Source organism: Streptomyces hygroscopicus subsp. hygroscopicus, assembly GCF_030269125.1.
GTDB classification, from domain to species: Bacteria; Actinomycetota; Actinomycetes; order Streptomycetales; family Streptomycetaceae; genus Streptomyces; species Streptomyces hygroscopicus_C.
Window position 1 is genome coordinate 270,234 of sequence record NZ_BSSM01000008.1, and the last position, 26,239, is coordinate 296,472.

General features: G+C 74.6%; 18 protein-coding genes. 7 read left to right on the forward strand and 11 right to left on the reverse strand.

Going from position 1 to position 26,239, the window contains the following annotated elements; all coding sequences use genetic code 11:
- The first annotated feature begins 14 nt into the window (after nt 1–14).
- Both QSK45_RS19925 and QSK45_RS19930 read left to right on the forward strand, forming a co-directional pair.
- Nucleotides 15–1,346 (forward strand): MFS transporter, encoded by a 1,332-nt coding sequence (locus QSK45_RS19925; RefSeq protein ID WP_285558718.1) that lies wholly within the window; start codon nt 15–17, stop codon nt 1,344–1,346.
- Complete coding sequence (locus QSK45_RS19930) at nt 1,343–2,041, forward strand: RBBP9/YdeN family alpha/beta hydrolase (protein WP_285558720.1); 699 nt, start codon at nt 1,343–1,345, stop codon at nt 2,039–2,041. The genes QSK45_RS19925 and QSK45_RS19930 overlap by 4 nt, the downstream gene beginning before the upstream one ends.
- A gap of 23 nt (nt 2,042–2,064) precedes the next feature.
- On the opposite strand, the gene QSK45_RS19935 is transcribed toward QSK45_RS19930, so the two are convergent.
- Both QSK45_RS19935 and QSK45_RS19940 read right to left on the reverse strand, forming a co-directional pair.
- Entirely contained in the window at nt 2,065–2,610 is a 546-nt protein-coding gene (locus QSK45_RS19935; RefSeq protein ID WP_285558721.1) for a SixA phosphatase family protein, read from the reverse strand.
- The gene (locus tag QSK45_RS19940) at nt 2,607–3,359 is read right to left on the reverse strand and encodes a hypothetical protein (RefSeq protein ID WP_285558723.1); all 753 of its coding nucleotides are present in this window, start codon (nt 3,357–3,359) and stop codon (nt 2,607–2,609) included. The genes QSK45_RS19935 and QSK45_RS19940 overlap by 4 nt, the downstream gene beginning before the upstream one ends.
- 146 nt (nt 3,360–3,505) lie before the next feature.
- Here QSK45_RS19940 and QSK45_RS19945 point away from each other — a divergent pair, with 146 nt between their 5' ends.
- Both QSK45_RS19945 and QSK45_RS19950 read left to right on the forward strand, forming a co-directional pair.
- Complete coding sequence (locus QSK45_RS19945) at nt 3,506–3,913, forward strand: CoA-binding protein (RefSeq protein ID WP_285558725.1); 408 nt, start codon at nt 3,506–3,508, stop codon at nt 3,911–3,913.
- Nucleotides 3,914–4,115: 202 nt separating this feature from the next.
- On the forward strand, nt 4,116–5,759 hold the full coding sequence (locus tag QSK45_RS19950) for an APC family permease (RefSeq protein WP_285558727.1): 1,644 nt from the start codon (nt 4,116–4,118) through the stop codon (nt 5,757–5,759).
- 212 nt (nt 5,760–5,971) lie between these two features.
- On the opposite strand, the gene QSK45_RS19955 is transcribed toward QSK45_RS19950, so the two are convergent.
- A complete protein-coding gene (locus QSK45_RS19955) occupies nt 5,972–6,547 on the reverse strand; it encodes a helix-turn-helix domain-containing protein (RefSeq protein WP_285558729.1) in 576 nt (191 codons plus the stop codon).
- A gap of 108 nt (nt 6,548–6,655) precedes the next feature.
- Here QSK45_RS19955 and QSK45_RS19960 point away from each other — a divergent pair, with 108 nt between their 5' ends.
- Complete coding sequence (locus tag QSK45_RS19960; protein ID WP_285558731.1) at nt 6,656–7,513, forward strand: EamA family transporter; 858 nt, start codon at nt 6,656–6,658, stop codon at nt 7,511–7,513.
- 121 nt (nt 7,514–7,634) lie between these two features.
- Here QSK45_RS19960 and QSK45_RS19965 read toward each other — a convergent pair whose 3' ends face one another.
- A complete protein-coding gene (locus QSK45_RS19965) occupies nt 7,635–8,399 on the reverse strand; it encodes an acyltransferase (protein ID WP_285558733.1) in 765 nt (254 codons plus the stop codon).
- A 109-nt stretch (nt 8,400–8,508) separates the two neighbouring features.
- Between QSK45_RS19965 and QSK45_RS19970 the strand changes: the two genes are divergently transcribed.
- Complete coding sequence (locus QSK45_RS19970) at nt 8,509–9,036, forward strand: gamma carbonic anhydrase family protein (protein WP_285558734.1); 528 nt, start codon at nt 8,509–8,511, stop codon at nt 9,034–9,036.
- Nucleotides 9,037–9,141: 105 nt separating this feature from the next.
- Here QSK45_RS19970 and QSK45_RS19975 read toward each other — a convergent pair whose 3' ends face one another.
- Nucleotides 9,142–9,792 carry a DedA family protein gene (locus tag QSK45_RS19975; RefSeq protein ID WP_285558736.1) on the reverse strand — a complete coding sequence of 217 codons (651 nt, stop codon included), beginning with the start codon at nt 9,790–9,792 and terminating at the stop codon, nt 9,142–9,144.
- A gap of 232 nt (nt 9,793–10,024) precedes the next feature.
- Here QSK45_RS19975 and QSK45_RS19980 point away from each other — a divergent pair, with 232 nt between their 5' ends.
- Nucleotides 10,025–11,038: a lysylphosphatidylglycerol synthase transmembrane domain-containing protein gene (locus tag QSK45_RS19980; RefSeq protein ID WP_285558737.1), complete on the forward strand. Its 1,014-nt coding sequence runs from the start codon at nt 10,025–10,027 to the stop codon at nt 11,036–11,038.
- A gap of 18 nt (nt 11,039–11,056) precedes the next feature.
- On the opposite strand, the gene QSK45_RS19985 is transcribed toward QSK45_RS19980, so the two are convergent.
- From QSK45_RS19985 to QSK45_RS20010, 6 genes are read right to left on the reverse strand one after another with little or no spacing between them, the layout of a single operon-like run.
- On the reverse strand, nt 11,057–12,133 hold the full coding sequence (locus QSK45_RS19985) for a class I SAM-dependent methyltransferase (protein ID WP_285558739.1): 1,077 nt from the start codon (nt 12,131–12,133) through the stop codon (nt 11,057–11,059).
- Nucleotides 12,130–13,311 carry a glycosyltransferase gene (locus QSK45_RS19990; protein ID WP_285558741.1) on the reverse strand — a complete coding sequence of 394 codons (1,182 nt, stop codon included), beginning with the start codon at nt 13,309–13,311 and terminating at the stop codon, nt 12,130–12,132. The genes QSK45_RS19985 and QSK45_RS19990 overlap by 4 nt, the downstream gene beginning before the upstream one ends.
- On the reverse strand, nt 13,308–14,111 hold the full coding sequence (locus QSK45_RS19995; RefSeq protein ID WP_285558743.1) for an alpha/beta fold hydrolase: 804 nt from the start codon (nt 14,109–14,111) through the stop codon (nt 13,308–13,310). Before QSK45_RS19995 ends, QSK45_RS19990 begins: the two co-directional genes overlap by 4 nt.
- A 3-nt stretch (nt 14,112–14,114) precedes the next feature.
- Nucleotides 14,115–14,432: an acyl carrier protein gene (locus tag QSK45_RS20000; protein ID WP_285558745.1), complete on the reverse strand. Its 318-nt coding sequence runs from the start codon at nt 14,430–14,432 to the stop codon at nt 14,115–14,117.
- Nucleotides 14,429–19,195 carry a type I polyketide synthase gene (locus tag QSK45_RS20005; protein WP_285558748.1) on the reverse strand — a complete coding sequence of 1,589 codons (4,767 nt, stop codon included), beginning with the start codon at nt 19,193–19,195 and terminating at the stop codon, nt 14,429–14,431. The genes QSK45_RS20000 and QSK45_RS20005 overlap by 4 nt, the downstream gene beginning before the upstream one ends.
- A 1-nt stretch (nt 19,196) precedes the next feature.
- Nucleotides 19,197–26,063 (reverse strand): type I polyketide synthase, encoded by a 6,867-nt coding sequence (locus tag QSK45_RS20010; RefSeq protein WP_285558749.1) that lies wholly within the window; start codon nt 26,061–26,063, stop codon nt 19,197–19,199.
- Nucleotides 26,064–26,239 lie beyond the last annotated feature (176 nt).

The window sequence follows — 26,239 nt, forward strand, 5'->3', positions numbered from 1 at the left end:
GAAAGGTGAGGCCGATGGGACTACGCACCACCGGCGGGAACGTGCCGGAGACGTCTCCTGCCGAGCCGGCCGTACCCCGCGGGTACGCCTGGCTGGTGTTCGCGCTGAGTTTCGGGCTTCTGCTGTCCGACTACATGTCACGGCAGGTCCTCAATGCCGTTTTCCCGCTGCTGAAGGCGGAGTGGCTGTTGTCCGACGCCCAGCTGGGTTCCCTCAGCGGCATCGTGGCGCTGATGGTGGGTGTGCTCACCTTCCCCTTGTCGCTCCTGGCGGACCGCTGGGGCCGGGTCAGAAGTCTGGTGATCGCCGCGGTGGTGTGGAGTCTGGCGACCTTGGGCTGCGCGGTGTCCGCGGACTACGGCGAGATGTTCCTGGGCCGGTTCATGGTCGGTGTCGGTGAGGCGGCCTACGGGAGCGTCGGCATCGCGGTGGTCCTCAGCGTCTTCCCGGTCACCCTGCGGGCCACTCTCTCCGGGGCGTTCATCGGAGGAGGTGCCTTCGGATCGGTGCTGGGCGTGTCGATCAGCGGTGTGGCGGCCCAGCAGCTGGGCTGGCGCTGGGCTTTCGGCATCATGGGGATCTTCGGGCTGGCGCTGGCCGCGATCTATGCCCTCGTGGTCAGGGAGAGGAGGCTCGCTCCGTCCCCGGGGGCCCTGGGCAAAACACCGGATCGTCGCACGGCCGTCCGGAGCCTGCTGCCGGGGCTGTTCTCCTCGGTCTCCGTGGTCTGCGCCTACGTCGGCAGTGGACTTCAGATGTTCGTCGCGATGGCCCTGATGGCCTGGACACCCAGTTTCTTCAGTCGCTACTACTCCATGGCCCCTGCCGGGGCGGGAGTGGCTGCCGGGGCGTTCGCACTGATCACCGGTGTCGGCATGATCGTCGGCGGGGTGGTCTCCGATCGCCTCAGCCGTAGGAGCGCGGCCCGAAAGTGGACCGTCGCGATCACGTGCAGCCTCGGATCGCTCGTGTTCCTCATGACCGGATTCCTGCTGCCGGCCGGCGTGCCGCAACTCGTTCTGATCGGCGCTGGGGCCCTCCTGTGCAATGCGACGGCCGGACCCGCGGCGGCCATGGTGGCGAACCTGACGCCCGCGTCCGTCGCCGCGACGGCCATGGCCACGCTCACCCTGGCCAACAGCCTGCTCGGGCTCGCCCCCGGGCCCGCCGTGACGGGCATGCTCGCGGACCGCCACGGCCTGCTCGGAGCACTGCGGCTGGTCCCGCTCGCCGCGCTCGCGGCCGGTGCCGTGTTCACCGTCGGCAGGCGTTCCTACGAAAAGGATCTGCGTCGCCTGGGCCCGCTCCCGGACGTGCCGCTCAAGAACCTGGAGCCGCAGCCATGAACCGCTCCGTACCACCGACGGTCGTGATCGTTCCCGGACTGCGCGACCACGTGCCGGGCCACTGGCAGACCATCCTCGCCGACAACATCGCCGACGCCCGTACCGTTCCACCGCTGACCAACGACCGACTCAGCTGCGATGCCCAGGTCAGCGCCCTGGACCAGGTGCTGTCGGACGTCTCCGGGCCGGTCGTACCGGTCGCCCACAGCGCCGGGGTGATGACCACCGTGCACTGGGCGCGACGCCACCGGCGTCCGGTCGGGGGTGCCCTGCTGGCCGCGCCGCCCGACTTCGAGACTCCGCTCCCGGAGGGCTACCCCACCCTCGAGACGCTGGCCGAGAACGGCTGGAAGCCCGCACCGCGGACACCGTTGCCCTTCCCGAGCATCGTCGCGGCGAGCACGAACGACCCCCTCGCCGACTTCGACCGCGTAGCCGCACTCGCCGCCGCGTGGGGCAGCCGCCTCGAGAATCTGGGCCGGGTCGGGCACCTCAACCCCGCCTCGGGGTACGGCGAATGGCCGCGAGCCGAGGAGTTCGTCCGCGACCTCGGCCGAACCTCGCCCCACACGCCCGCCCGGGACACGGCGCCGGTTCCCCGCCCCCTCTCCCGGATCGACACAGGCCGCGCCCGGCCGGCACCGGCCGGGTCGGCCCTCGTGCCAAGCCCGCCGCAGGAGCGTCCGAGCGCGTGATCCGCCGGCCCGGGAGAGCACGTCTAGGTGCCGGTCCCGCCCCTGGGCACGGTGAACGACGTCAGCAGGGCGACGCCCGGGGCGAGGGCGGGCCAGCCGGTGCCGTGCCAGGCGAGGACGGCGACGGCGGAGGTGGGGAACTTGGTGCGCAGCCGCTCCAGGGTGTCGTCCAGGCCGTCCCCGGCCAGTGCCAGGATCAGGTCCTCCAGGCCCGGGTTGTGCCCGACGAGGAGGAGGGTCTCCACCTCGGGCGGTGTCTCCCGTACGACGTCCAGCAGGGTGGGTACGTCGGCCCCGTACAAGCGGGGTTCGTAGCGCACCGGGGGCGGGGTGCCCCATTCGCCGGAGGCGAGCTGCCAGGTCTGCCGGGCGCGTACGGCGGTGGAGCACAGGGCGAGGTCGGGCAGCAGGTCGGCCTCGGCGAGGGCGCGGCCGGCCGCCGGGGCGTCGCGCAGGCCGCGAGGTGCGAGGGGCCGGCGGGAGTCGGGCACGCCCTCGGGGCGGGCGGACTTCGCGTGTCTGAGCACCACGAGGCGGCGCAGCGGACCGGTGCCCGCGCGCCTGCTCACGCGAGGGTCCCGAGGTCCCGGGCGAGTTCGAGGGCGAGCAGCCGGTCGGCGTAGGCGAACGTCTCGAACCGGGCGCCGTCGGCGACGCCGGGATCGGCCGCGACGGCTTCCAGCACCCGCAGCACCCCCGGCACGTCGAGATCCTCGTCCCACGCCTCGGCGAGCCTCGCCCGCACCGCCTCCGGCACGGGCCGCGAGGGCTGCCGCGCCCACCGGGCCACGTCCCGCCGCCACCCGGCGAGCCGCTCGGCGGCCTGTGTCATCGTCCCCTCGTCCAGCGTCGCGCTCCGCCCGTAGGGGATGGACAGGAGGGCGAGACGGAGGGCGGTGGGGTCGGCGAGGAGAGAGGACGCGGCCGGCGAGTGCTCGCCGGATCCCGGCCCCGTCCACACGACCGGGGCGACCGCGATCACCGGGCCCTCTCCCCCGGCCTCCCCGTCCTCCCCGTCCTGCCCTGCCACCACCCGCACCACCTGCGCCGCCCCCGCGCCCGGCCCGTGAGCCTCCTCGAAGGGGCGCACGGCGAGGGCGTTCGCCGCGGTGCGCAGTTCGGCCGGCTGGCGGGGCGCGGTCGTCCAGGACTGGGCGCCGGTCAGTTCCAGGGCGCGGGCGAGGACATCGGCGGTCAGGAGCACCCGCAGGGACGTGAGGTCGAGGCCGCCCGCGCGGGCCTCGATACGGGTCAGGCCGCGCCGGGCGGGCGCGGCGGCGACGGGCTCACCGGTTCGGGCGTCGAGGATGCGCAGCACGGGCCCGAGCGTAGGCGCGCGGACGCCCGCGCGCAGGCACCGCGCGCCGATTTCGGGCACCGTGGCGGGTGAAGGGGCGGGAATCAGCGCTTTCGGGGGCCTGTTGAGGGCATCGGAAAGCAGCACACACCCCACAGGAGGCGGACGTGTACGACGAAGAGGCGGCGATTCGCAGGATTCTGACCGAACGGGGCGATACCTGGGCGGTGGTCGGCCTGTCCGGCAATTCCGCCCGTCCCGCGTACCGCGTGGCGCAGGTGCTCCAGCGGTTCGGCAAGCGGATCGTTCCGGTGCACCCGAAGGCCGAGACGGTGCACGGCGAGCCGGGCTACGCCTCCCTCGCGGAGATCCCGTTCGACGTCGACGTGGTGGACGTCTTCGTCAACAGTTCGTCGGCGGGCGCGGTGGCCGACGAGGCGGTGGCGAAGGGCGCGAAGGCGGTCTGGTTCCAGCTCGGCGTCGTCGACGAGGCCGCTTGCAATCGCACTCGCGAGGCCGGACTTGACATGGTCATGAATCGATGCCCGGCGATCGAAATTCCTCGCTTGACCTAGTGTCAGAACTTCTTCATCACAATAAGCGGGTGAATATTGACATTCGCGCGTGGCGGCTGAGCTGTGCAAACCCTGTCCCCAAGAAGGACAAGATCCTGAGTCAAGATTTGGTAAGCACTCTTTTGCCGACAGGGAAACCGTTCCTAGCCTGTGGCCTCCTTCTTCGTTAAAGCTGCGTTTACGATCTGAGAGGCCACTTGACATGACGAAAGTCGACCAGGCTGCACCGGTAGCCACGAGCGACACCGGGGGTCTGCGCCGCGACGTCGGACTCATCGGCCTGATGTGGGCCTCCGTGGGCTCCATCATCGGCTCCGGTTGGCTCTACGGCGCCGAGAAGGCCGTCGTCGTGGCCGGCCCCGCGGCGATCATCTCGTGGGTGATCGGCACGGTGGCCATCGTCCTTCTGGCGCTGGTGCACGCCGAGCTGGGCGGCATGTTCCCGGTGGCCGGCGGCACGGCGCGCTACCCGCACTACGCCTTCGGCGGCCTGGCCGGCATGTCCTTCGGCTGGTTCTCCTGGCTCCAGGCCGCCACGGTGGCCCCCATCGAGGTCGAGGCGATGATCGGCTACGCCGGTCACTGGAAGTTCGCCCAGGGCCTGCAGAACGCCGACCAGACGCTGACCACCAGCGGAATCGTTACTGCAATCGTCCTCATGGCCGTCTTCGTCGGCGTCAACTTCTTCGGCGTGCGCGCCCTGGCGCACACCAACAGCGCCGCCACCTGGTGGAAGATCGCCATCCCGCTCGCGGCCATCTTCATCATCGCGGTGGGCAACTTCCACGTCGGCAACTTCACCTCGGAGGGCTTCGCCCCCTTCGGCGCCAAGGGCGTGCTGGGCGCCGTCAGCTCCAGCGGCATCATCTTCGCGCTGCTGGGCTTCGAGCAGGCGATCCAGCTGGCCGGCGAGAGCCGCAACCCGCAGCGCGACCTGCCCCGCGCCACCCTCGGCTCGGTCGCCATCGGCGCCGGCATCTACATCCTGCTCCAGATCGTCTTCATCGCCGCGCTGCCGCACGCCTCCTTCGCGCACGGCTGGGCCAAGCTGGCGTACGCCGGCATCAGCGGCCCCTGGGCGGGTCTCGCGACCCTGGTGGGCCTCGGCTGGCTGGGCTGGGTGCTCTACGTCGACGCGATCATCTCCCCCGGCGGCACCGGCCTGATCTACACCACCGCCACCTCCCGCGTCTCCTACGGCCTGGCCAAGAACGGCTACGCCCCGAAGGCGCTCACCAAGACCGACAAGCGCGGTGTGCCGTGGATCGGTCTCATCGTGACCTTCGTCACCGGCATCCTCTGCTTCCTGCCGTTCCCGAGCTGGCAGGAGCTGGTCGGCTTCATCACCTCGGCGAGCGTGCTGATGTACGCGGGTGCCCCGCTGGCCTACGGCGCCTTCAGCGACCGTCTGCCGCACTTCGAGCGCCCCTACCGGCTGCCCGCCGGCAAGGTCATCTCGCCGCTGTCCTTCGTGGTCGCCAACCTGATCATCTACTGGAGCGGCTGGAACACCCTGTGGCGGCTGGCCTTCGCCATCCTGCTCGGCTACCTGCTGATGGGCTCCTACGCCGTGTGGGCCAACCTCAAGGGCAAGCCGGACGCGCCCCGGATGGACTTCAAGGCCGCGCAGTGGCTGCCCGCCTACCTGCTGGGCATCGGCCTGATCTCCTGGCAGGGCGGCTTCGGTGACGGCAGCCAGGGCAACATCCCGCTGTACTGGGACATCCTGGTCATCGCGGCCTTCTCGCTCGGCGTCTACTACTGGGCGAAGGCCACCGCCTCCAAGACGGAGGCGATCGAGCGCAGCATCGACGAGGTCGTCGTCACCGACGCGCCCGCGCACTGAGCCACCGCTCCGCCCCCGGTGCCCCGCCGGCCGTTCCACGGCCGGCGGGGCACCGTCGTCATGCGGGGCCGTGCTCGCTCTCGGCGAGGATCACCCGCACCGGGGCGGTCAGTTCGTCCAGGCAGTCCGGGGCCGGCGTCGTCTCGAAGTCTCCGACGGGTGCGCGCGTGGCCGCACGCCGACAAGGCGCGGGGGCCACACGCCTGGACGTCTCACTGCACGGGCGGCGGCACGGAGACGGCCATCATCATCTCCATCGGAACGTCACCGCGGTTGGCGTAGACGTGCGGGACGTTCGCCTCGAAGGTGGCGCTGGCGCCGGTCGGGACGCGGTGCTCCTCGCCGTCGACGACGAGGGTCAGCTCGCCCGCCGTGACATGGACCAGTTCCACGGTGCCGGCCGGGTGCGGCTCCCCCGGACTCTCGTCCCCGGGCATCAGCACCCAGTCCCAGATCTCCAGCGGGCCGGGGGCCTCCGTGCCCGCGAGCAGCCGGTTGTAGCTGCCGGCCTCGGTGTGCCACAGCCGTACCGCCCGTTCGGCCGGGACGATGCGGACCCGGGGGCCGCGCTCGTAGTCGAGCAGGGTGGTGACGCTGATGCCGAGCGCGTCGCCGATCTTGACGATGGTGCCGATGCTCGGGTTGGTGCGGGCCTGCTCGATCTGGATCAGCATGCCCCGGCTGACACCGGCGCGGGCGGCGAGCACGTCCAGGGTGAAACCGCGCACCGAGCGCCAGTGCCTTACGTTGCGCGCCAGGGACTGGGTCAGCAATTCGAGGTCCGACACGTTCCGTCCGATATCCGAGATGGTTCACTGACGTGGATGACGTAGTTCAACTTACTGAACTACGGTGGAGCGCACCCGTTCGTTCAAGAAACTGTACTGCGAGGCATCGTGACGGCCTTCTTCGCCCTGACCACCAGCCTGTTGTGGGGGCTGGCCGACTTCGGCGGCGGACTGCTGACACGCCGTACGCCCGCGCTGACCGTGGTCGTCGTCTCGCAGTCCATCGCGGCGGCCGTGCTGGGCGCGATCGTCGTCGCCACGGGCGCCCTGGGCGAGGCCGAGCCCCGGCTGTGGTTCGCGTTCGCCGCCGGCCTGGTCGGCCCGATCGCCCTGCTCGCCTTCTACAAGGCCCTCGCGTCCGGCCCGATGGGCGTCGTCTCGCCGCTCGCCACCCTCAGCGTCGTGGTGCCGGTCGGCGTGGGCCTGTTCCTGGGCGAGCGCCCGGGGCTGCTCCAGCTCGCGGGCATCGCGGTCGCGGTCGGCGGGGTCGTGCTCGCGGGTGGGCCCCAGCTGCGGGGCGCGCCGGTGGAGCGGCGCACGGTCCTGCTGACGCTGGTCGCGGCGCTCGGCTTCGGCACGGTGTTCGCCCTGATCGCCGAGGCGTCCACGACGATCACCGGCCTGTACCTCTCGCTGTTCGTGCAGCGGCTGACCAATGTCGCGGTGGGCGGGGCCGTGCTCGCCGTCTCCCTGCGGCGCGGTGGCACCGCGCTGCCGCAGGACGGCTTCCCCTACCGCTCACTGCCCGCGCTGGCCTTCGTCGGCCTGGCCGATGTGGCGGCGAACGGCACGTACGCCGTCGCCGCCCAGTACGGCCCGGTCACCGTGGCCGCCGTCCTCGCCTCGCTCTATCCGGTGGTGACCGCGCTGGCCGCCCGCGGTTTCCTCAGCGAACGGCTGCGCGCCGTCCAAGCGGCGGGCGCGGGCCTCGCCCTGCTCGGCACGGTACTGCTGGCGACCGGCTGAGGGCCGCCGGCCACCCGCCACCCGCACCCGACATCGGGCATCGGGCATCGGGCATCGGGCATCGGGCATCGGGCATCGGGCATCGGGGGCGAGTTTCCGCTCCCGGTCTCCGTCCCGGGCCTCAGCCCTCGGTCTCCAGTTCGGCGAGCCGGGCCACCGCGGACTCGTCCAGGTCGGCCAGGGCCCGCAGTTGTGCCGGGGTCGTCCCGTCCGGGATCGGCACCGGGGCCGGGGTGCGCAGCGGCGGCTGCCAGCCGTCCTCGGGGGTCCAGCGCCGTACGACCTTGGCGGGCGCGCCGGCCACCACGGCGTGGTCGGGCACCGTGCCGCGCACCACGGCACCGGCCGCGACCACGACGTTCCGGCCGATCCGCGCGCCCGGCAGGATCACCGCCCCGGTACCGATCCAGCAGCCGGGGCCGATCTCCACGGGCTCCATCCGGGGCCACTGCCGGCCGATGGGCTCGTGCGGGTCGTCGTAGGAGTGGTTGGTCGAGGTGACGTAGACGTACGGGCCGAAGTAGCAGTCACGGCCGATGGTCACCGTGGTGTCCGCGATGACGTGGCTGCCGCGGCCGAGCACCACGCCGTCACCGATGCGCAGGATCGGGTCGGGACCGAGGTCCAGGTCGGGCATCAGACCGGCGGTCAGGGTGACCTGTTCGGCGATGATGCAGTGGGAGCCGAGCCGGATCCAGGGCTCGCCGAAGACCGTGCCGAGCGGGAAGGCGAGCCGGGTGGCCTCGCCGATGGCGCCGAAGCGGAGGCGTCCCGGGTGCTCCGCCGTGACGGAGCCGGTCCGCTGGACCCAGGCCCAGGCCCGGTGGACGGCACGCTGGGCGAGGCCACGGCGCCATGATGAGAACGTGTTCTTGCGCTTCGGCACGGGCTCACGTTACTCACGGGTTGCCTCCCGCGAGAGTCCGGACCGCTGTGATCTTTGCCCCACCCCCTGTCGTACCGTGCGGGGTACCGACGGACGCGAGGAGACGGTGATGACGCAGCGGGCACTGATCGTGGGCATCGGCGGGAAGGAGCCGCGGGTCGACGCGGAGGCGTTCGTGGCCCCGACGGCTTCGGTGATCGGGGACGTGACGCTGCACGCGGGGGCGAGTGTCTGGTACGGCGCGGTGGTGCGCGGTGACGTCGAGACGATCACCGTGGGGGCGCGGGCGAACGTGCAGGACAACGTGACCCTGCACGCGGACCCCAATTTCCCGGTGAGCATCGGGGAGCGGGTGTCCATCGGGCACAACGCGGTGGTGCACGGGGCGACGGTCGAGGACGACTGCCTGATCGGGATGGGGGCGACCGTGCTCAACGGGGCCGTGATCGGGGCGGGGTCGTTGGTGGCTGCCCAGGCGCTGGTGCCGCAGGGGATGGTGGTGCCGCCGGGGTCCCTGGTGGCGGGGGTGCCGGCGAAGGTGCGGCGTGAGCTCTCGGCGGAGGAGAAGGAGGGGGTCACCCTCAACGGCACGCTGTACGCCGATTTGGCCCAGGCGCATCGCGAGGTGCACGAGTAGGTCGTTCCGCGGGTGCGGGCGGGGGCCGTCGTTCGCGCGGTTCCCCGCCCCTCGGGGGCGGGCCGCTCACCCGCGCGGGACGGGGAACCGCCCCCGAGGGGCGGGTCACTCGCCCGCGCCGACGGGTTCCACCTCTCGCCGGGACAGCTCCTGCTGGGCCTTCTTCGTCCTGCGCTTCACGATCAGCATGGTGGCCAGGCCCAGGACGACCGCGGCGGCCAGGCCCACGTAGGAGAACTTCTTCAGCCAGCCCTCGGCGACGACGCCCACGTAGTAGACGGCGGCGGTAGTGCCGCCGGCCCAGCAGACGCCGCCCAGGACGTTGGCGATCAGGAACTTCCAGTAGGGCATGTGGAGCACGCCGGCGAGGGGGCCGGCGAAGATGCGCAGGAGGGCGATGAAGCGACCGAAGAAGACGGCCCACATGCCCCACTTCTGGAAGGAGCGCTCGGCGGTGGCCACATGGGCCTCGCCGAAGTGCCGGGGGAACTTCCTGCCCAGCCAGGCCAGCAGCGGGCGCCCGCCCTTGCGGCCGATGGCGTAGCCGATGGAGTCGCCGATGACCGCGCCCGCGGTCGCGCAGGCGCCGAGGATCAGCGGGTTGATGTGGGAGTGCTGGGAGGACATGAGCGCCGCCGAGACGAGGACGATCTCGCCCGGCAGCGGAATGCCGAGGCTTTCGACGCCGATCACCAGGGCCACCACGGCGTAGACGGCGACCGCCGGCACCGAGTCGAGCCATTCCTGGACGTGCACCGCGGAGTCCTCCCCTGTCACTGACCTTGCCCGGGAGCACCGGGTAAAGCGCTCCCCAAAGAAGGCTACCCGGTCGGCGGCGAACGGCCGCTCGGCGTACGCCTTCCCGGCGGCACCGACGCGCCTTTGGACATTGGGTTGTCCGCCATCCCGGCGTCACTCGGCGGGGGAAGGCTCCCCCCGGTTCGCCCGCACCGCCTCCCAGGGTCCCGCCGCGGAAGGACGACGTCCCGTGTCCGCACCGTCCCCCCTCGCCCCACCCCCCGGCAGTCCCGTGCCCGAGGCCCCGTCCCGGCCGGTCCCGTCGCCGTCGCCGTCCGGCCGGTCCCTGCGGCTGGCCCTCTGTCTGGCCCCGCTGCTGTTCGCGGGCTGCTGGGCCGTCGCCGACCGCCCCGTGCTGTACGAGGGGGCGCGGCGGCTCGTCGCGGCCGATCCCCGGTGGCTGCTGGCCGGGTTCGGCTGTACGTGTCTGACCTGGGTGGCGGCCTCCTGCGTCCGGCAGGGCGCGCTGCCCGACCGGCTGCCGGCGGGGCTGCTGCTGGCGTCGCAGGTCGCCGCGGGCGCCGCGAACCACGCGCTGCCCGGCGGGCTCGGCGCGCACGCCGTCACGGTGCGCTTCCTGCGGGCGCGCGGGGTGCCGCTGGACCGGGCGACCGCCTCGATCGGCCTGTACTCGCTGGTCAAAGCCGCCGCGAAGACGCTCGTCCTGCTGGTCCTCCTCACGGTCTCGCCGGCCTGGCGGCGCCTGGGCGGTCTGCTGCCGGACGGGACGGAGCTGGTGCCGGCCGCGGCGGTCGCGGGCGGCGTGGTCACCGGGGTGGGAGTACTGCTGACCGCCGTACGGCCGTTGCGGCGGCCGGTGACCGCACTGGTGCGCACCGCGCTCGCCGACGCCCGGGTGGTGCACGCGCTGCCGTGCCGGGCCCTGGCGCTGTGGGGCGGGGCGGTGGCGATGCCCCTGGTGCAGGCGGGCTCGCTCGGCTGTGTCGGGGCCGCGCTCGGGCTCGAACTGCCCTGGCCGGAGGTGGCGCTGGCGTTCCTGGCGGCCGGCACGGCGATGGGTGGCGCCCCGGTGCCCGGCGGGATCGCGGTGGACGCGGCGCTGGTGTGGACGCTGGTCGCCTTCGGCGCGGAGCCCGCCCCCGCGACGGCGACCGTGATCGGCCACCGGGTGGTGACGGACTGGCTGCCGCTGCTGCCGGGCGCGCTGGTGCTGTCGGCGCTGATCCGGGCCAAGGTGCTGTGACGCGTTCCGGGGGGTGCCTCATTCCCGGCGGGCCACCAGGCGGTAGGCGTTGGCCAGGCGGAGGCGGTGGGCGAGGGGGCGCAGCGCGAGCCGGTCGAGGAGGGTGGCCGTGAGCAGGGCGGGGACCCCGGCGAGCAGAAGGGCGGCGCGCAGGGCGCGGCGCGGGGCGCCGGGCGGCTCGGGCAGCCAGGGCGCGTCCTCGCGCGGTGCCGTGTGGTCCAGGGCCAGCCAGACGGCGGCGAGCAGATCGACCGGGTCGTGCGGTTCGGCGTGCTGTTCGGCGAGGACCGTGAAGCCGTGTTCGGTGAGCCGGCGGCGCAGATTGCCGACCGGCATGAGGTGCAGGTGCTGCGGCTGGAGCCAGGGCAGCCACCAGCGGCCGAGGAGGCGGGCGTAGCGGCTGTCCGGGTCGGGCACCTCGACAAGGAGGTGGCCGCCGGGGCGTACGGCCTCGTGGGCGGCGCGGAGTTCGCGGTCGGGGTCGGTGCTGTGCTCCAGGTAGTGGAACATGCTCACCACGTCGTAGCGTGCGGCGAGTTCGGGGGCGAGGTCCGGGAAGGCGCCCCGGTGGGCGTGCTCGACGCGCCCCTCCCGGGCGGCGAGTTCGACGCCGTCGGTGAAGTCGAGCCCGTCGAAGGAGGTGCCGGGCAGCACGGTGCGGGCGCTCGCGCAGAAGTGCCCGTGCCCGGTGCCGACGTCCAGCCAGCTCTTCGGGGCGGGGTCGTACGGCAGGATCGACCGGGCGCGGCCCTCGTACATGGCGCCGCGGCCGCCGAAGGTACCGCTCATCCGCTGTTCGCCGAGGCCGTCGTAGAAGTCCCGGTAGTAGAACTCCAGGCCCGCTTCGGTCAGTCGGGGGTTCTGGAAGACGTGGCCGCAGTCGGCGCAGCGGTCGAGGGTGAAGCGGCCGGGCTTGTGCTGGAGCAGGTCGGTGGTGCGCAGCCGGTGGTCCAGCCGGCCGGAGCCGCACCAGGGGCAGGTGGTGCGGCGGGGGGCGAGGAAGCGCTCGGTACCGGCGGCGAGGTCGGCCCGGTAGGCGGGGCGCAGGGCGGCGACGCGCTCGGCCTTCGCCTTCTTCTCACGGGGCTCGGTCATCGGCTCTCCCTTGCCAGTCGTTCCAGGTGGGTGGCGGCCGCGGGTGCGCCGCCGGCCGCGCGGAAGGCGGCGCGGACGCGGGCGGCGGCGGCCCGGTGGGCGGGGTCGTGCAGCACGGTGTCGAGGGCCGTGCCGAGCCGGTCGGCGCCGACCCGGCCGAACTTCACCCGGAGCCCGGCCCCCGCGTCCACGACCTGCGCGGCGATCACGGGCTGGTCATCGCGGATGGGGGCGACGACGAGCGGGACGCCGTGCCACAGCGCCTCGCACACGGTGTTGTGGCCCGCGTGGCAGACCACCGCGTCCAGCCGTTCCAGCAGGGCGAGTTGGGGCACGGAGGGCAGGATCAGCACGTCCTTGTCGCCCTCCTCGGCGGGGAGCACACCGCCGGGGTCGGCGAGCACCGCCTGCACCCGGTCGGCGCGTTCGCGCAGCGCGTCGTGGCAGACGGCGAGGAAGCGGGCCCCGGCGTCGGCGTTGGCGGTGCCCAGGGTGACCAGGACCTTCGCCCGGCCCGGATCCAGCCACTCCCAGGGGAAGCCGGGGTGTCCGGGCCGGCCCGCGAGGGAGGGGCCGACGTAATGGATGTGCGGGGCCGACGGGGCCCTGGGGCCGACGAGTTCGGGGCTGCTGAAGACCAGCAGGAGGTGGGGCGAGGAGCGCGGGTCGGCGGTGCCGGAGGGGTCGCCGACGCGGCCGCGCAGCTCGGCCAGCCGCTGCCGCAGCCAGTCGGCGACCTTGGGCAACCCGTCGTAGGCACCGCCGAATTCGGCCGTGGTGGTCGCTGAGGTAGCCCAGGGCAGGCCGAGTCGTTCGGCCACCAGGGCGCCGGCGAAGGCCTGCTGGTCGGCGACGACCACGTCCGGGCCGAACTCCTCGACGGCGGCCCGCACTCCGGGTGCCATCGCGTCGGCGAGCGGCAGCAGGTACCACTCCCACAGGAACTTCAGCGCTTCGGCACCGCGCAGGTCCGGGGGCCGTACGGCGCCGTCGGCGCCCGGCACCGGGCCCGCGCAGCCGAACACCGGGGCGTCGGGGCCCGCGAGCCGCCGCACCAGCCCCGGGTCGGCGCAGGTCCAGGCCACCCGGTGGCCGCGCGCGGCGAGGTGGGCGGCCACCCCGACGGCCGGGTTGATGTGCCCGGTCAACGGCGGCACGACGAAGAGGAAGCCGCTCACCGGACCACGCCCGCCCCGGCCCGGATCAGGTCCAGGACGTGCCCGCCGACCGCGCCGGGCGCCTCGACCAGCACCGAGTGCTCGTGTCCCGGCAGCACCACCGACCGGAAGTCCGGCAGCCGGGCCTCGTGCAGCGGCACCAGGTCCGCGAGGTCGGAGTCCCCGCCGTAGATCCCGAGGACCGGGCAGCGCACGGCGGCGATCTCGGCCTCGGTGTGCACCCGGCTGGCCGGGATGTCCCGGCCGAGGCTGGTCTCCCGGGCGAGCCGGGCCGCGCCCTTGGCGAGGCGGGCGGTGTTGTGGCCCCGGTGGGCGGTGATCCAGGCGATGGCGTCCCGCTCGTTGCAGGCGAGTTGGGTCACGACGCGGTGCAGGATGCCGCCGAGTTTGCGCGCCCACGCGGGGGTCGCGGGTTCGGACTCCACGAGGGTGAGGGTGGCGACGCGCTCCGGACGGCGCACCGCGTAGCCGAACGCGATGGTCCCGCCGTAGGAGTTGCCGACCAGATGCACCGGGCCGGTGACGCCGAGGCGGTCGAGGAGCGCGGTGAGGTCGTCGATGTTGTGTTCCAACGTGTAGCCCAGGGGCGGGCGTTCGCTGCGGCCGTGGCCGCGCAGGTCGTACATGACCACGTCCAGACCGGCCGCGGCGAAGGCGGGGGCGACGGTGAAGTAGTAGCTGGCCAGGCTGTCGGTGAGCAGCCCGTGCACCAGCACGACCGTGCCGCCGGGAGTGCCGCCCCCGGCGGGGGCCATGCGCTGGACGTGCAGCCGGATGCCGCCGGCGTCGACCATCGCCATGGCTCAGCCCGCCTGCGCGCTTCGCAGGCTCCACACCACGTACTCCACGAGCCTGCCGACGGTCAGTTCGATGATCTCCTCGAAATCCATCCCGGCCAGGAACTCGGCGAGGTTGACCCGCCCGCCGTACCGCTCCTCCAGCATCCCGGCCAGGGTGACCAGGTCGATGCTCTCCAGTTCCAGGTCGCGGTTGAAGGTGGTGGACATGCCGATGGCCGTGTCGTCGTCGCCGTACTCCGCCAGGACCTCGCGGAGCATGCCGGTGATGTCGGCGAGGACGGCGTCGGGGGCCGGCTGGGTGGGGATCGCTGGGGGGTTCATCGGGGGATCTCCTCGACTGCGGGATCGTGGGATGCGGCGTCGGCGGTGGCGGGCCCGGTGGTCCAGGCCACCACGTAGGCGCGGGGCGTCAGGGCGGGCGGGTTGGCCACGGGGGCGCAGTGGACGGGGTAGGCGGGGGCGAGGCGGCCGCGGACCAGGAGCCGGGTGCCGTCGGGGGCGGCCTCCAGGATTCTGAAGTCCCTCGGCCGTCCGCCGAATCCGGTGCCCTCGGCCTTGGCGACGGCCTCCTTGGCCGCCCAGAAGCGGGCGAACCACTCCGCCCGCGAGCCGGACCGCGTTCGCAGGAGCCGGAGTTCGTCCGGAGCGAGCGCCGTCGCCAGGGTCGCCGGATCGCGCTCGGTGACCTCTTCGATGTCGATGCCGGGCCCGGGGCGCGGGCCGTGCGGCCGTACGATCGCCACGCCCGCCTCGGCCCGGTGGGCGAGCGAGACGTCCAGCGGGGGCAGGGTCCGCCCGTGCACGCCGGTGACGCGGGGGCGGCCGCTCGCGTCGTTGCGCACCCGGATCTCGGCCGGGAAGACGGGCCCCTCGCCGTGCTCCCAGAGCCACCGCCGTACCGCGTCCTTGACGGCGATCCGGCCGAGCAGCCACTGACGGCGGCCGCGGGGCGGGTGGGCGGCGTACTCCGAACGCTCCGTACCGCCCAGCGCGTTGCGCATGATCAGCTCGCGCGAGGCGAGGTCGGGCCAGCGCTCGTGCAGCAGCGTCCAGCCGCCGGGCCGGACGGCGGAGAGGGTGTGGCGCTCGGGGAAGCGTTCGACGGGGCGGGTCGTCGGGTCGTTGTCGAAGCGGCGGTCCTGCCAGCCGTCGAGGACGGCCCACACCCGGCCGCCGACGGCGAGTTCGGCGTCCGCCTCCAGGAGGGTGTCGGAGAGGGAGGTGATCCGCACCAGGCAGTCGACCTCGGTGCCGGGGGCCGGATGCGGCCCGTAGAACGTCATCCGCCGCATCTGCACGGGGAAGACGACGGTCCGCCGGGTGCGGGTCGCCATGATCCAGTAGCCGAGCAGCTGGCCCACGTTGTCCAGCAGGGCGCCGGGGGCGGCGGGCGCGGTGATCACCCCGCGCACGTGCCGCTCGCCGATCGCGGACAGCTCGGTCAGGCCCTGGAACCCGGGGCCGTGGAACATCCAGCGCTCGTCGTAGATCTGGGACGCGGTGTGCTCGGGGCGGCGCTCGGGGGCGTCCGGGCGGGGGCCCGGCGGGGGTGGCGCCGGGTGGTGGGGGGCGAGTTCGAGCACGGCGCGGGCGGTGGGGCCGAAGGCGACGGTCAGGTGGTGCGGACGTCCGGGGTCGGGGGTGACCGTGATCGGTACGTCCACGGCGGGCACGGCGGTGAGCCAGCGGTCGAACCGGGCCCCGTGCACGGCCACCGCCCGCATCCCGGGCGCGGCCGCCTCCGCCGCGTCCATCATGTGCCGCACGATCGTGGTGGCGGGCACGACGGGCCAGCGGTCCTCGACGTCGGGCCAGCCGGGGCGCTGGGGGAAGAAGCAGTGGTCGAGGAGGTGGGGCATGGAGTGGGGGGAGACGTGGAGGGTGGTGGTCGTGGCGGACGGGGTCACCGGGGCCGGGGTTCGCGGTGCGGCGGGTACGGGGACCGCGGGTGCCGCCAGGACGGGGGCGGCCGTCGGGGTCGCGGGCGCGGGCTCGGAGGCGGTCGGCGCGGTCCCGGGTGCCAGGCGCGCGGAGGCGGTCGGCGCGGTCCCCGCCGCGGGCGTCGTCGTGAGGGGCGTCCGGCGGTGCGCGGCCGGGGTGCGCCCCCGCGCCGCCGCCATCACCTCGGCCGCCGTGTCCGCGGTGTCCCGCAACAGGGCGGACAGCTCGGCGGCGACCGGGAACCGGGCGGCGAGATCGTCGAGGACGGGCGCGCCCGGGGCCGCGGGGCGGGTCGCCGAGGGCCCGCCGCGCCGCAACTCCCCGCGCAGTTGCTCCCGTACGCCGCCGTCCAGCGACACCAGCGCGCCGCCGAGGTCGAGCCGAACGGGCGGGCGGCCGGCCCCCGCGGGGTTCACCAGGATGCCGGGGATCGCGGGGGCGGACCCGTCGCGCGTGGCCCCCGCGGTGCGCCGCGGCAGGGCCGGTGTCACCGTCGCTCCCGCTGTCCACAGCGCCGTCGCCACGCGACGCAGTTGTGGCAGTCCGCCCTGGTGGGGCGAGCACGCGGGGACCGCGAGATGGTCGCGGTCCCCCAGCGTGTCGTCGATCAGCGAGGTGAGGCGGCCCGGACCGGGTTGGACGAAGACGCGGTGTCCGGCGGCGTACAGGGCCTCGGTCAGTTCGCGGAAGCGGACCGGTTCCAGCAGGTGCCGTACGAACAGGGCACGCACGGCCGCCTCGGCCTGAGGGAACGGTGCGGCGGTCGTACCGGACCACACCGGCACGGCCGGCCGATGGAGCCGGAGGCGGTCGGCGGCCTCCTCGATGGGGGCGAGGTACGGTTCGAGCATCGGCGTGTGGAAGCCGGAGCGGAAGGGCAGCACCTGGCAGATCACGCCCTGCGCGCGGAAGGACCGCACGAGCTCTCCGACCGCCGCGTCCGGCCCGCACACCATCGACTGGCGAGGCGCGTTGTCGTGGGAGAGCACGATCCCGGAGCCCGCCCAGGCGTCGGCGAGGGCCGTCCGCACCTGCGCGGCGGAGGTGCCGAGCGCGGCGAAGACGAGCCCGGGGACGGTGAGCGCGTCCGGGTCGAACTCCGCCATGAAGGCGTCGACCTGGTCGGGTGAATAGATCCCGGCAGCCGCCATCGCCGTCCACTCGCCGACGCTGTGCCCGGCGACCGCGTCGGGCACGACGCCCATCGCGCGCAGCGCCCGGTCCAGCAGCCGGCCCACACCGACGACGTCGAGGCCGTGCCGTCCGACGTCCTCGACCCGGGTTTCCCCCCGCGTGCCGCGCAGTGGCGGCAGTCCGAAGCGGGCCGCGACGTCGTCGGTGCGCGGCGGCGTGAACTCGCCCTCCAGACCGGGGAAGACGAACGCCAGCCGGTCCCCGGGCCCGCCCAGCAGCGGGGTCGGCCGCAGCCAGACATCGCTGCGCCCCTGCCAGGGCCGTCCCTTCGCGACGGCCCGGCGCGCGAGCGCGAGCCGTTTGGCGTCCGGCGCCACGATCCCGAGCCGTACCCGCCCCGCCCCGGAATGTGTCCGGGCCGGGTCGAGCCCGGCGGCCAGGACGTCCGGGTCATCGGCGTCCAGGAGGGCGGCGAGGCGATCGACGGAGTCGGCCGCGAGAAGGAGGACGGGCTCCGGCTCGGTGACGTGGGCGACCGGGGCGGGGGCGGGCGGGTGCCCGGGGGCCGCGGTGCGCCGTGCGGCCGGTGCCTCCTCCAGCACCACGTGCGCGTTGATCCCGCCGAAGCCGAAGGCGTTGACGGCGGCCCGGCGGGTCGGCCGACCGGGATCGGGGTCCCAGGGCCGGGCTTCGGACAGGGTGCGGAAGCGGGTGGCTCGGAGACGGGGATGGGGGTCGTCGCAGTGCAGGGTGGGCAGGAGGGTGGCGTGATGGAGGGCGAGGGCGGCCTTGACCAGCCCCGCCACCCCGGCGGCCGGCATCGTGTGGCCGATCATGGACTTCACGGAGCCGAGCACCGGGCGCTCCTCGTCCGCGAGATCCGATCCGGGCCCGAACACCGTCGCCAGCGTGGTGAGTTCGGCGCCGTCGCCCGCCGGGGTCGCCGTGCCGTGGGCTTCCAGAAGGCCGAGGGAGCGGGGCGCGGCGGGGTCGAGCCCGGCGGCCCGCCAGGCCTGGCGCACGGCTCGGGTCTGCCCGCCCGGGTCGGGGCTGACGAGGCCCGCGGTACGACCGTCGCCGGCGACGCCCGTGCCACGGATCACGGCGTAGACGCGGTCCCCGTCGCGCTCGGCGTCCGTGAGTCGTTTCAGCACGACGACCCCCGTGCCCTCCCCGATGAGGAGGCCGTCGGCGTCCCGGTGGAAGGGCCGGATGCGCTCGGTCGGGGACAGCGCGCGCAGCTGGGAGAAGACGCTCCAGAGGGTGATGTCGTGGCAGTGGTGCACTCCCCCGGCGAGCATCAGGTCACAGCGCCCGGAGACGAGTTCGGCGACCGCCTGGTCGACGGCGACCAGCGAGGAGGCGCAGGCCGCGTCGACGGTGTAGGCGGGGCCGCGCAGGTCGAGCCGGTTGGCGATGCGGGAGGCGGCGAGGTTGGGCACGAGGCCGATCGCGGACTCGGGGCGGTCCGGGCCCAGCCGCTCGGTGAACGCCGCCCGGACCCGGTCGAGTTGGGCCGGTGCCAGGTCGGGTACCAGCTCGCCGAGGGTCCGGACGAGTTGGTGCGCCGTACGCACACGCTGGTCCAGCCGGGCCAGGCCGGGGGTGAGGTAGCCGCCCCGGCCCAGCACCACGCCGATCCGGTCCCGTGCCGGGAGCCCACGCTCGCCGCCCGCGTCGGCGAGCGCGGCGGCGGCCACGTCGAGGGCGATCAGCTGGTCGGGCTCGGTGCCCGGGACGGCCGCGGGCATGATCCCGTACCGCGTGACCTCCACCTCGGCCAGGCCGTCCACGAAGCCGCCGCGCCGGCAGTAGACCTGGTCGGGCGCGGCGGGTCCGGCGGCCGACACCCCCGGGCGGTAGTAGTCGGCGTCCCAGCGGCCCGCGGGCACCTCGCCGATCGCGTCGACACCGTCCCGCAGATTGCGCCAGTAGGCGTCGAGTCCGCGCGCGCCCGGCATCAGCACCGACATCCCGACGATGGCGACGGGGAGTTGACGGTTCGTCATGTCACCAGCCCGACGCGGTGTAGACGACGGCACGGGTCGCGGGGTCGCCCCAGGCCAGTTCCCCGAGCAGGGCCGCGGTGCCCTCCTCCGGGTCGATCATCTGCACGCCTCGGCGGGCGTACTCGCGGCCGAGTTCCGCGCCCACCATGCCGGTGTGGCTGCCGGAGGGCGCCCAGGGTCCCCAGTGCACGGTGAGCGCGCGGTGTCCGCCGCGGGCGGCCCACTCGGCGCCGAGCGCTTCGAGGGCGTCGTTGGCGGCGGCGTAGTCGCACTGGCCGCGGTTGCCGAGGACGGCGGCGATGCTGCCGAACAGCACGGTGAACGCGGGCGCCGAGGGCAGCTCGTCCAACGCGGCGAACAGGGCGGCGGCGCCGGCCGTCTTGGTGCCGTAGACCCGCTGGAAGGAGTCGGGGGACTTCTCGGCGATCAGCCGGTCCTCGATCACCCCGGCCGCGAACACGACCCCGTCGAGGCGGCCGTGTTCGGCGTGGGTCTCCTTGACCGCCTGGAGCACCGCGTCGCGGTCCCGGAAGTCCACCGAGCGGTAGCGGGCCGTGCTCCCGAGCGCGGTGAGTTCGTCGAGCGTCGCCGTGATCTCCCGTTGGGCGAGCAGGAGTTCGGCCGCCCGGTTGATCTCGGCGGGCGTCGGCGCCTCGGGACCGGCCGCGAGCGCCGCGCGCAGTTCGACGGGGGTGCGGGCGGCGGCGGTCCGCGGGGATTCGGGAGCGGTGAGCGCGGGGGTGCGGCCGAGGAGTTCGATCCGGCATCCGCAGGCCCCGGCCAGTGTCGCCGCGAACCGGGCGGTGATGCCCCGTGCGCCGCCGACCAGCAGCACGACGGAGTCCCGGTCGAGCCCGAGCGCCGCGGCCTCGGCGGCCCCGGTGCCGGCGGGACCGGCCCCGGTGCTGCCGAGGGCGCCGAGTGGCGCGGGGAGCAGCTCCGGGCGCCGACGGGTTCCGTCGGCGGAGCGCAGGACGACGGGGAGCGGGGCCGGAACCGCCGTCTCGTGGGCCGGTGCGCACAACTCCGCGAGCACCGCCTCGGCCACCGCCGCCGGGCCTGTGTCCCCGACGGCGACGACCCGCGCCACGACGTCGGGGAACTCCCGGCCGACGGTACGGAACAGCCCGTCCAGCCCGGCCGCCCGCGCCGCCGCGGCACCCTCCGCGGCACGCACGGCCAGCAGCCGGCGGACACCGCGCGTCAGCGCCGCCTTGAGCACCGGGAAGGCGTCCGGCAGCACCGGCAGGTCCGGGCCGGGCAGCGCGCCCAGGTAGACCACCCCGTCCACGGCGCCGTCGGCCGCCCCGAGGACGTGCCCCTGGTCGAGCAGGACGACCTCCGCGCCCCGCGCATCGAGCCGCGCCGCCACCTCCGCCGCCGCTCCTGCGCCGTCACCCAGCAGGAAGTACCGCTCCCCGGCGAGGGCGGCGGGCTCCGGCTCGGCGTCGGGCAGCGGCAGCGCCCGCACCTCGAACCGCCGGGGTGCCACCCCGAGGGGCGCCGCGTCCGGCTCCGGGACCTCTTCCCCGAGGTGGGCGGGGCCCGCACCGGTGCCGACCCGCGCCCCCAGCCACGCCGTCACCGCCGCCGCCGTACGCGCCTTGGTCAGCTCCTCCAGCTCGGCGTCGTCCAGCAGCTCCGCGCCCCCGGCGATGCCCAGCCGCTTGGCCAGCTCGCCCGCGATCTCGGCCCGCTTGATCGAGTCGATGCTCAGGTCCGCCTCCAGATCGAGGTCGGGCTCGATCATGTCGACGGGATAGCCGGTGCGTTCGCTGATGATCTCCAGCACGACCCGTCCCACGTCGTCAGCGGACGCGGTGACCGCTTCCTCCGGGGCCACGGGAACGACCGCCGCGGCCACCGGGGCCGGCTCGGCGGACGGCTCCTGGGGTGCGACCGCCACCGCGGCGACCGGAGCCGGCGGCGCCACCGGCGTCCCCGTCCCCCCGAAGTACGTGAGCAGCACATCCCGCTGCGCGGCGATCATCTCGCGCCCGCTGCGCAGGAATTCGGTGATCAGCGCGTCCCGGTCGGCGGGTGCGCCGTTGGGCTGGTCGGTGGTCACAGTCGTCTCCACGACGCGTCGGGCCGGTGCGAGGGCACCGGCGAGCAGGGCTCCGTCGGCGGTGCGGACGAGGTGTCCGTCGACCGTCCAGCCGGGTCGGGCGGGGGCCGGGGCGCGCAGCGCGTCGACGGCGTCACGGCCCTGGAAGAGCCAGGCGGCGCGCACCGGGGCGCCCGCGGCGGCGAGCCGGGCGAGGGCGTCGAGCCAGCCGGGCAGTCCGCCCTCCGGCTCGGGCTCGGGGGCGATCGTGCGGTGCGGGCGGTCGCCGAGGATCTGCCCGACGAGCCGGGTGAGGACCGTACCGGGGCCGGCCTCGACGAAGATCCGCGCGCCTGCCTCGTACATCGCCTCGATCTGCGCGGCGAAGGCGACCGGCGCCCCGATCTGGGCGGCGAGTTCGGCACGCACCCCCTCGGGGTCCGGCGGGTACGGCGCGGCGGTGCGGTTGGCCCAGACGGGGAACTCGGGTGTCCGCACCGGCTCGGCCGCGAGGGTCTCGGCGAACCGCTCCCCCGCCCCGCCCACGACCGGGCTGTGGAAGGCACAGGCCACGGGGATCCGCTTCGCGCCGAGACCGGCCGCGCGCAGCCGGCGTACGGCGGTGCCGACATCGGCCGTGGGTCCCGAAATCACGGTTTGCCGAGGGGAGTTGAGGTTGGCCACGACGACCGACTCGGGTACCCCGGCATCGCGCAGCGCCGATCGGACGTCCTCGGCCGCCGCGCCCACGGCGGCCATGGAGCCCGGTTCGTCGCCCGCCGCCGCCAGGATCGCGGCGGCCCGCTCGGCGCTGAGCCGGGGCAGGCTCTCCGGGTCGAGGGCACCGGCCGCGGCGAGGGCGACCAGTTCGCCGTAGCTGTGTCCGGCGGCCAGGTCCGGCTGCACGCCCGCGGCGCCGAGGAACGCGTGGGCGGCCAGGCCGGTGGCGCCGAGCGCGGGCTGGGCGGCCCGGGTGTCGGTCAGCGCGGCCCGGCGGCGTTCGCGGGCGGTGTCGTCGAAGGCCGCCGGCGGATAGACGACATCGGCGTGGTCCGGGTGCAGGTGGTCGCGCAACTCGGGCAGCGCGACGAGGAGGTCGGCGAGCATGCCGGTACGCTGGCTGCCCTGTCCGGGGAAGAGGAAGGCGACCTTGCCGCCCACCGGGTCGGCGGCGTGGACCCCGGTGCCCGCTTCCCGCCGCTCCCCGGCGAGGATGCCCCGCAGCCGCTCGGCCAGCTGTTCCACGTCCCGGGCCACGAAGGCCAGTCGCACCGGTTCGCGCGACGTGTCGGCGCGACGGGCGGCGGCGAGGGCGAGGTCGCGCAGCCGCCAGGGCCGGCCCTCCGCCTCGGCGGCTCGCAGCAGTTCCCCGGCCTGCCGGTGCGCGGCCGCCTCGTCCCGGGCCCGGAACAGGAACAGTTCGGCGGGCCACTCGTCCATGGTCTGCCGCGGGGGCACGGCGTCCCCGTGTGCGGCCAGCACGGCGTGGAAGTTGGTGCCGCCGAAGCCGAACGCGCTGACTCCGGCGAAGCGTTCGCCCGCCGGCTGCACCCAGGGCCGGGCACCGGTGTGGAAGACGAAGGGGCTGTCGTCCTGCGACCAGGCCGGGTTGGGACGCTCCAGGTGCAGGGTGGGCGGGGTGACACCGGTGTGGAGCGCGAGGGTCGCCTTGATCAGTCCGGCGAGTCCGGCGGCGCACTTGGTGTGCCCGATCTGGGACTTCACCGAGCCGAGCGCGCAGCCGCCGGTGCGGGCGCCCGCCTCGGCGAACACCTCGTCGAGGATGCCGAGTTCGGTGCGGTCGCCGACGACGGTGCCGGTGCCGTGCGCCTCCACCAGGCCCACCTGCGCGGGCGAGACACCGGCGTTGCGGTACGCCCGCTCCAGCGCGGCCCGCTGGCCCTCGGGCCGGGGCGCGGTCAGGCCGAGGGAGCGGCCGTCGCTGGCGGATCCGAGGCCCTTGACCACGCCGTAGATCCGGTCTCCGTCGCGCTCGGCGTCCGCGAGCCGCTTGAGCACCACGCAGGCCACGCCCTCGCCGAGCGCGATGCCGTCGGCCCCGGCGTCGAAGGCACGGGAACGCCCGGTCGGGGAGAGGGCGTGGACGGAGGAGAACAGGACGTAGTCGTTGATGCCGTTGTGCAGGTCGGCGCCGCCGCACAGCACCACGTCGCTGGTGCCGGAGACGAGTTCCTTGCAGGCCACGTCGAGCGCGGCCAGGGAGGAGGCGCAGGCGGCGTCCACGGTGAAGTTGGCGCCGCCGAGGTCGAGGCGGTTGGCGATCCGTCCCGAGATGACGTTGGCGAGCATGCCGGGGAAGGAATCCTCGGTCAGCCGGGGCAGTTGGCCGTCGAGCCCCTCGGGGACCCTGCCGTAGTACGACGGGAGCACGGCCCGCAGGGTCACCGCGTTGGACAGGTCGCTGCCCGCCTCCGCCCCGAAGACCACGGCGGTGCGCGAACGGTCGAACTCCCGTCCCCGCTCCCCGTATCCGGCGTCCTCCAGGGCACGGCGGGCCACTTCGAGGGACAGCAGCTGAACGGGCTCGATGCTGCCGAGGGAGGCGGGCGGGATGCCGTAGCCCAGCGGGTCGAAGGGGACGGGCGGCAGGAAGCCGCCCCATTTCGAGGCGGTGTGCCCCTGCGCGTGGTGCACCCGCGGGTCCCAGCGGTCGGTCGGCACCTCGGTCACGGCGTCGCGCCCGGCGACGATGTTCGCCCAGAAGGCGGCGAGGTCGGGCGCCTGCGGGAACACGCAGGCCATGCCGACGATCGCGATGTCGAGGGGTGCGGGCGGCGGCGTCGGACCGGCCTCTTCCGCGCGGGTTCGGGTGCGGGCGGCGAGGAAGTCGGCCGCGCCGTCGGTCACCGCGCGGTGCAGGTCCGCCATCGTGGTCGTCGCCGACCGCAGGACGGCGACGTCGCCCGCCATGAACATCCCGTCGGTGAGCTGCCGTTGCTCACCGACCGCCCGCAACCCGCCCTCGGGTGGGCGTTCCACGCCCTTGCTGGCGATCCGCAGCCGCCCCACGTTGAGCCGCTCCAGCGTCTCCCACACCTCACGGTCGGGCAGACCGTCGGCGCGCAGCGCCGCTTCGCGTTCCCGGTAGTGGTCGGTGAACGGGCTGGGCACGCACCGGGTGGCATGGCCGGGCGCGGTCTCCAGCAGGGTGGTGGCGGTGGCGGCGCGGACCTGCTCCTGGAAGAGCGGCTGGATGGCGCCGTGGGTGACGGCCTCCTCGGTGAACAGGTAGGCGGTGCCCATGAGGACGCCGATCGCGGCGCCCCGCGCGGTGAGCGGCGCGGCCAGCGCGGCGACCATCGCGGCGGACCGCTCGTCGTGGACGCCGCCCGCGAAGAACACCTCCACCCCGGCCGCCGTGCCGGGCTCGGCGTCGGCCAGGAAGTCCTCGACGACGGCGAGCTGGGCCTCCCACAGCGGGAAGGACGCCCGGGGCCCGACATGCCCGCCGCACTCCGAGCCCTCGAAGACGAACCTGCGCGCACCCGCCTCCAGGAACTGCCGCAGCAGCCCCGGCGACGGCGCGTGCAGGAAGGTGCGGATCCCGGCCCGCTCCAGCGCCTCCGCCTGGGCGGGCCGCCCGCCCGCGATGATCGCGTGCGTGGGCCGTGATCGCCGTACGGCCTCCAGTTGGGCGTTCCTGATCTCCTCGGGCGCGAAGCCGAGCACGCCCACACCCCAGGGCCGCCCGTCCAGCACGGCCCCTGCCTCGGTCAGCATCGCCCGGGTCCGCGCGCCGTCGGCCAGTGCCAGCGCGAGGAAGGGCAGCGCCCCTTCCGCGGCGACGGCGGCGGCGAATCCGGCCTGGTCGCTGACCCGCGTCATCGGCCCCTGCGCCACCGGCAGCCGCGTCCCGAGGGCCCGGCTCATCGCCGAACCCGGCCGCAACGCCTGTCCGGGACCCGGTTCGGGGGCGCCCGTGGGACGGCCGTCGAGCACCGACCGCATCCGCGCCGTCATCCCCCGCACCACGCCCCGCACATCGCCCCACCGCTCGGCGAACCGGGCGGCGAGGAAGCCGTCCTGGCCGAGGGGAAGCAGCTGCCGGGCCGGGTCGCGGGCGCCGAGGAGGGCGGCGACCGCCACGGGGTCGTCGGCGGGGGGCGGGGGCGCGTCGGGGCCGCGGCGGCGCAGTACCCGGTGTCCGCCGACGACCGCCGTCTCCGCGCCGTCCAGGGTTCGCAGCACCGCGCGGACCGCCTCCGGGAGCCGGGACTCGGGCAGCAGGGCGAGCTGGCTGTCGAGGACGACCCCGGCGGCGCCGCCCGCGACGGCGGCGGCCGCCGTATGCGGCCCGACGCCACCGCACGCCCAGACGGGGAAGCCGGCCAGCTCCTCGTCGGCGAGCAGCTGCTGGAGCAGCACGAAGGTGCTCAGCGCACCGGTACGGCCGCCGCTCTCCGCGCCCCGGGCTACCAGTCCCCGGGCACCGGCCCGGACGGCGGCTCGGGCCCGCGCGAGATCGGTGACCTCGGCCAGCACCCGGTGTTCCCGGGCCAGTTCGGTGATGTTCCAGACCGGGTCCGGGCCCGTCGGGTCCGGCGCGAGGACGACGAGGTCGGGGCCGCCGGACAGGTCGGCCGGGGTGAGGGCGCAACGCGCGGAGACCCGGACGCCGTAAGGGCCCGGTGCGGTTCGTCTCAGCCGGGACAGCTCCTCCCGGCATCGTCGGTCGCCGTTGCCGAGATCGAGGACGCCGAGCCCGCCGGCGCCGGTGGCGGCCGCGGCGAGACCCGCGTCGGGTTCTCCGAACGGGGTGAGGCAAAGGATCAGATCAGGAGAGCGCACAGGGGAGGTCATGAGACTCCGACACAATCGGCGAAAAGCACGGTGGGGGGTTGTGCGGCGGAACTCTCTGGTGCGAGGGCACCGGAAACTAGCGAGGGGCTACTCACGGGTCAACAACGACGGCCCCTTCGCCCCCGCCGTGGCCGTGATCCGGCCAGGCCGCCGAATTCCCCGCAAGCGCCGGGAAA